Origin of the sequence: Clavibacter sp. CT19 (assembly GCF_027858075.1) — a bacterium.
In the GTDB taxonomy this organism is placed as follows: domain Bacteria; phylum Actinomycetota; class Actinomycetes; order Actinomycetales; family Microbacteriaceae; genus Clavibacter; species Clavibacter tessellarius_A.
In genome coordinates this window covers 1-5,893 of record NZ_JAQHYR010000018.1, presented here as the reverse complement: position 1 = coordinate 5,893, position 5,893 = coordinate 1, and the positions used below count along the sequence as shown (strand labels likewise).

Annotated in this window: 3 rRNA genes; all 3 read right to left on the bottom strand. The window is 54.8% G+C overall.

The annotated features are described in order from the left end of the window. Nucleotides 1-69: 69 nt before the first annotated feature. Nucleotides 70-186 (bottom strand): 5S ribosomal RNA (gene rrf / locus PED38_RS15850). Nucleotides 187-302: 116 nt separating this feature from the next. Further along, nucleotides 303-3,422, bottom strand: a 23S ribosomal RNA gene (locus PED38_RS15845). A gap of 426 nt (nucleotides 3,423-3,848) precedes the next feature. Then, nucleotides 3,849-5,369: ribosomal RNA gene (locus tag PED38_RS15840) — 16S ribosomal RNA — on the bottom strand. The 16S, 23S and 5S rRNA genes sit together here, the layout of an rRNA operon. Nucleotides 5,370-5,893 lie beyond the last annotated feature (524 nt).

Here is a 5,893-nt window from a genome sequence, read left to right as displayed (position 1 = left end):
CGCCGTGCCCGTTAACGCGAGAAGGCCCGCCGCACGAATGCGACGGGCCTCCCCGTTTACTCAAGTTAAGTCCGGCGGTGTCCTACTCTCCCACAGGGTCCCCCCTGCAGTACCATCGGCGCTGAGAGTCTTAGCTTCCGGGTTCGGAATGTGACCGGGCGTTTCCCTCTCGCTATGGCCGCCGAAACACCTCATACACACCCCTCAGGGCATGAAATCTGTGATGAATCGACCAGTCAAGCTGGTTGTTCAATTGATACCCGACCGTATATCGGGAACCACATAGTGGACGCAAGCAAAGTGTTTTCAAGATATCGGCTTATTAGTACAGGTCAGCTCCACGAGTCTTTAGTCCTCGCTTCCACATCCTGCCTATCAACCCGGTAGTCTAGCCGGGAGCCTTCACCCTAAAAGGGATGGAAATCTCATCTCGAAGCCGGCTTCCCGCTTAGATGCTTTCAGCGGTTATCCGTTCCGAACGTAGCTAATCAGCGGTGCTCCTGGCGGAACAACTGACACACCAGAGGTTCGTCCATCCCGGTCCTCTCGTACTAGGGATAGATCTTCTCAAATTTCCTACGCGCGCAGCGGATAGGGACCGAACTGTCTCACGACGTTCTAAACCCAGCTCGCGTACCGCTTTAATGGGCGAACAGCCCAACCCTTGGGACCTACTCCAGCCCCAGGATGCGACGAGCCGACATCGAGGTGCCAAACCATGCCGTCGATATGGACTCTTGGGCAAGATCAGCCTGTTATCCCCGAGGTACCTTTTATCCGTTGAGCGACAGCGCTTCCACAAGCCACTGCCGGATCACTAGTCCCGACTTTCGTCCCTGCTCGACTTGTCAGTCTCACAGTCAAGCTCCCTTGTGCACTTACACTCGACACCTGATTACCAACCAGGTTGAGGGAACCTTTGGGCGCCTCCGTTACTCTTTAGGAGGCAACCGCCCCAGTTAAACTACCCACCAGGCACTGTCCCTGAACCGGATTACGGTTCGAAGTTAGATATCCAGAGTGACCAGAGTGGTATTTCAACAATGACTCCACCCGAACTAGCGTCCGAGCTTCACAGTCTCCCACCTATCCTACACAAGCCACACCGAACACCAATACCAAGCTGTAGTAAAGGTCACGGGGTCTTTCCGTCCTGCTGCGCGTAACGAGCATCTTTACTCGTAGTGCAATTTCGCCGAGTTCGCGGTTGAGACAGCTGGGAAGTCGTTACGCCATTCGTGCAGGTCGGAACTTACCCGACAAGGAATTTCGCTACCTTAGGATGGTTATAGTTACCACCGCCGTTTACTGGGGCTTAAATTCTCAGCTTCGCACTTGCGTGCTAACCGTTCCTCTTAACCTTCCAGCACCGGGCAGGCGTCAGTCCGTATACATCGTCTTGCGACTTAGCACGGACCTGTGTTTTTAGTAAACAGTCGCTTCCCACTGGTCTCTGCGGCCTTCATACGCTTCAGGAGTAAATCCCTACACGCCTCAGGCCCCCCTTCTCCCGAAGTTACGGGGGCATTTTGCCGAGTTCCTTAACCACGATTCTCTCGATCTCCTTAGTATTCTCTACCTGACCACCTGAGTCGGTTTGGGGTACGGGCGATTGGAACCTCGCGTCGATGCTTTTCTCGGCAGCATAGGATCACTGATTTCGTCCGTGAGGACTACCCATCGGGTCTCAGGCTACATAGAAGACGGATTTGCCTATCTTCTGCCCTACATCCTTAGACCGGGACAACCATCGCCCGGCTCAGCTACCTTCCTGCGTCACACCTGTTAATACGCTAAACGCCTCAGCGTAGGGTCGTGTGCTAGGCCAAGACCGTCACCCCGAAGGGATCGAATCAAGGATTCAGACACTTAGCATTACTGGATTGTCTTGGGCGGTTCTTCATCGGTACGGGAATATCAACCCGTTGTCCATCGACTACGCCTGTCGGCCTCGCCTTAGGTCCCGACTTACCCAGGGCGGATTAGCCTGGCCCTGGAACCCTTGGTCTTTCGGAGGACGGGTTTCTCACCCGTCTTTCGCTACTCATGCCTGCATTCTCACTCGTGTGGCCTCCACGGCTGGTTCACACCGCCGCTTCGCTGGCCACACGACGCTCTCCTACCCATCCATACGGCTGGACCACGAAGGCCTGCCTGTAATATAAATGCCACAACTTCGGTGGCGTGCTTGAGCCCCGTTACATTGTCGGCGCGGAATCACTTGACCAGTGAGCTATTACGCACTCTTTCAAGGGTGGCTGCTTCTAAGCCAACCTCCTGGTTGTCTATGCAACTCCACATCCTTTCCCACTTAGCACGCGCTTAGGGACCTTAGATGGTGGTCTGGGTTGTTTCCCTCTCGACGATGAAGCTTATCCCCCACCGTCTCACTGCTGCGCTCTCACTTACCGGCATTCGGAGTTTGGCTGAAGTCAGTAACCTTTTGGGGCCCATCGTCCATCCAGTAGCTCTACCTCCGGCAAGAAACACGCAACGCTGCACCTAAATGCATTTCGGAGAGAACCAGCTATCACGAAGTTTGATTGGCCTTTCACCCCTATCCACAGCTCATCCCCTCCATTTTCAACTGAAGTGGGTTCGGTCCTCCACGACGTCTTACCGTCGCTTCAACCTGGCCATGGATAGATCACTTCGCTTCGGGTCTAGAACATGCGACTCATACGCCCTATTAAGACTCGCTTTCGCTACGGCTGCCCCTCACGGGTTAACCTCGCCACATATCACTAACTCGCAGGCTCATTCTTCAAAAGGCACGCTGTCACACCAACAAGGGTGCTCCAACGGTTTGTAAGCAAACGGTTTCAGGTACTATTTCACTCCCCTCCCGGGGTACTTTTCACCTTTCCCTCACGGTACTTGTCCGCTATCGGTCATCTGGGAGTATTTAGGCTTATCAGGTGGTCCTGACAGATTCACACGGGATTTCACGGGCCCCGTGCTACTTGGGATACTCTCCGGACAGGCGACGACATTTCGACTACGGGGTTCGCACCCTCTATGACTGGCCTTTCAAGACCATTCGTCTATATCGCGCTCATTGCCCTCACAGCTCGGTAGAACTGTACGGAAAGTCCCGCAACCCCGACCATGCAACTCCTACCGGATATCACACATGATCGGTTTGGCCTCTTCCGGTTTCGCTCGCCACTACTAACGGAATCGCTTTTGCTTTCTCTTCCTGTGGGTACTGAGATGTTTCACTTCCCCACGTTCCCTCTACCCGCCCTATATATTCAGGCGGGAGTCACCAGGTCACCCAAAGGGCCTGGCGGGGTTTCCCCATTCGGAGATCCTCGGATCAAAGCTCTATTATCAGCTCCCCGAGGCTTATCGCAGATTTATACGTCCTTCTTCGGCTCCAGATGCCAAGGCATCCACCGTTTGCTCTTAGAATCTTGAAATCACATGAGATTGAATCGTTTCGCCTCCCGTAGAGGAGACAGAATTGACCAATGATCTATAAATAGATCTTTGTGATCCACCGGTAAACCGGTGAATCTAAGATGCTCGCGTCCACTGTGTAGTTCTCAATATACGGGCGGTACCCCACCACCATCCACTCAGGGACGACGGAAAGGGTCCGACAAGAAACCAGACACACCAAACGGTGCGGCCCGGTCCCTCAGGACCCAACAGCGTGCAACATGCCCTCGACACCCCACACCACGTTCCCACCCCACAAGGAGGCGTACTAGCAGCACGACGAATCAACCGGCATCAATGTCAATGTTCCACCCATGAGCGCCACCACCAGGACATACGCCTGACGCGTGACTTGGCACCCTTGATCTCCCTGTATACAGAGGAGAGGTGCACATGCTCCTTAGAAAGGAGGTGATCCAGCCGCACCTTCCGGTACGGCTACCTTGTTACGACTTAGTCCTAATCACCGATCCCACCTTCGACAGCTCCTCCCTTGCGGTTAGGCCACTGGCTTCGGGTGTTACCGACTTTCATGACTTGACGGGCGGTGTGTACAAGGCCCGGGAACGTATTCACCGCAGCGTTGCTGATCTGCGATTACTAGCGACTCCGACTTCATGAGGTCGAGTTGCAGACCTCAATCCGAACTGAGACCGGCTTTTTGGGATTCGCTCCACCTTGCGGTATCGCAGCCCTTTGTACCGGCCATTGTAGCATGCGTGAAGCCCAAGACATAAGGGGCATGATGATTTGACGTCATCCCCACCTTCCTCCGAGTTGACCCCGGCAGTCTCCTATGAGTTCCCACCATTACGTGCTGGCAACATAGAACGAGGGTTGCGCTCGTTGCGGGACTTAACCCAACATCTCACGACACGAGCTGACGACAACCATGCACCACCTGTATACCGACCTTGCGGGGCACACATCTCTGCATGTTTCCGGTATATGTCAAGCCTTGGTAAGGTTCTTCGCGTTGCATCGAATTAATCCGCATGCTCCGCCGCTTGTGCGGGCCCCCGTCAATTCCTTTGAGTTTTAGCCTTGCGGCCGTACTCCCCAGGCGGGGAACTTAATGCGTTAGCTGCGACACGGAGACCGTGGAATGGTCCCCACATCTAGTTCCCAACGTTTACGGCATGGACTACCAGGGTATCTAATCCTGTTCGCTCCCCATGCTTTCGCTCCTCAGCGTCAGTTACGGCCCAGAGATCTGCCTTCGCCATCGGTGTTCCTCCTGATATCTGCGCATTCCACCGCTACACCAGGAATTCCAATCTCCCCTACCGCACTCTAGTCTGCCCGTACCCACTGCAGACCCGAGGTTGAGCCTCGGGATTTCACAGCAGACGCGACAAACCGCCTACGAGCTCTTTACGCCCAATAATTCCGGACAACGCTTGCACCCTACGTATTACCGCGGCTGCTGGCACGTAGTTAGCCGGTGCTTTTTCTGCAGGTACCGTCACTTTCGCTTCTTCCCTACTAAAAGAGGTTTACAACCCGAAGGCCGTCATCCCTCACGCGGCGTTGCTGCATCAGGCTTTCGCCCATTGTGCAATATTCCCCACTGCTGCCTCCCGTAGGAGTCTGGGCCGTGTCTCAGTCCCAGTGTGGCCGGTCACCCTCTCAGGCCGGCTACCCGTCGTAGGCTTGGTGAGCCATTACCTCACCAACAACCTGATAGGCCGCGAGTCCATCCCCAACCGAAATTCTTTCCACGACCAGACCATGCGGCCAATCGTCATATCCGGTATTAGCTACCATTTCTAGCAGTTATCCCAGAGTCGGGGGCAGGTTACTCACGTGTTACTCACCCGTTCGCCACTGATCCGCCAGAGCAAGCTCTGACATCACCGTTCGACTTGCATGTGTTAAGCACGCCGCCAGCGTTCGTCCTGAGCCAGGATCAAACTCTCCATAAATGCTTAAACGCACGACCACCCGAAAGCGATCGGCACATCTAAAGCCAGACGTGAACGGGAATCGAACACGAACCAGCAAGTTTGAAACCGACAGAACAAATCATTACTGACTTGCTTGTTTGTTTAAATGTATTCCAAAGGAATCCGAAACGAGCATCCGAAGGACACCCGCAACGGGTATTTGGCATTTGACATTGTGCACGCTGTTGAGTTCTCAAGGAACGGACGCTCCCGACACCGACCATCACAGCCAGCCATCGGAGCTCACACTCCACCGCTCCCCGTGGGAGTGATCCAGACCAGAAGGCCCAGCACTCACGTCGGAAGCAGAATCAGACCCTAGCTCAGTTGATGGTAAACACGCAACCCGTAAGCCGCGGCAACTTCTGTTTCACCAGGATCAAGCCCACCAGAACAGCTCCGGAAGCATTTCGCTTCCCGCCCGTTCCGGCGACAAGAGGAGACATTACGCGGACCACCCCACCCCCGCAAAACAACCCGCATCCCGGGCGTGTCGCGACGGC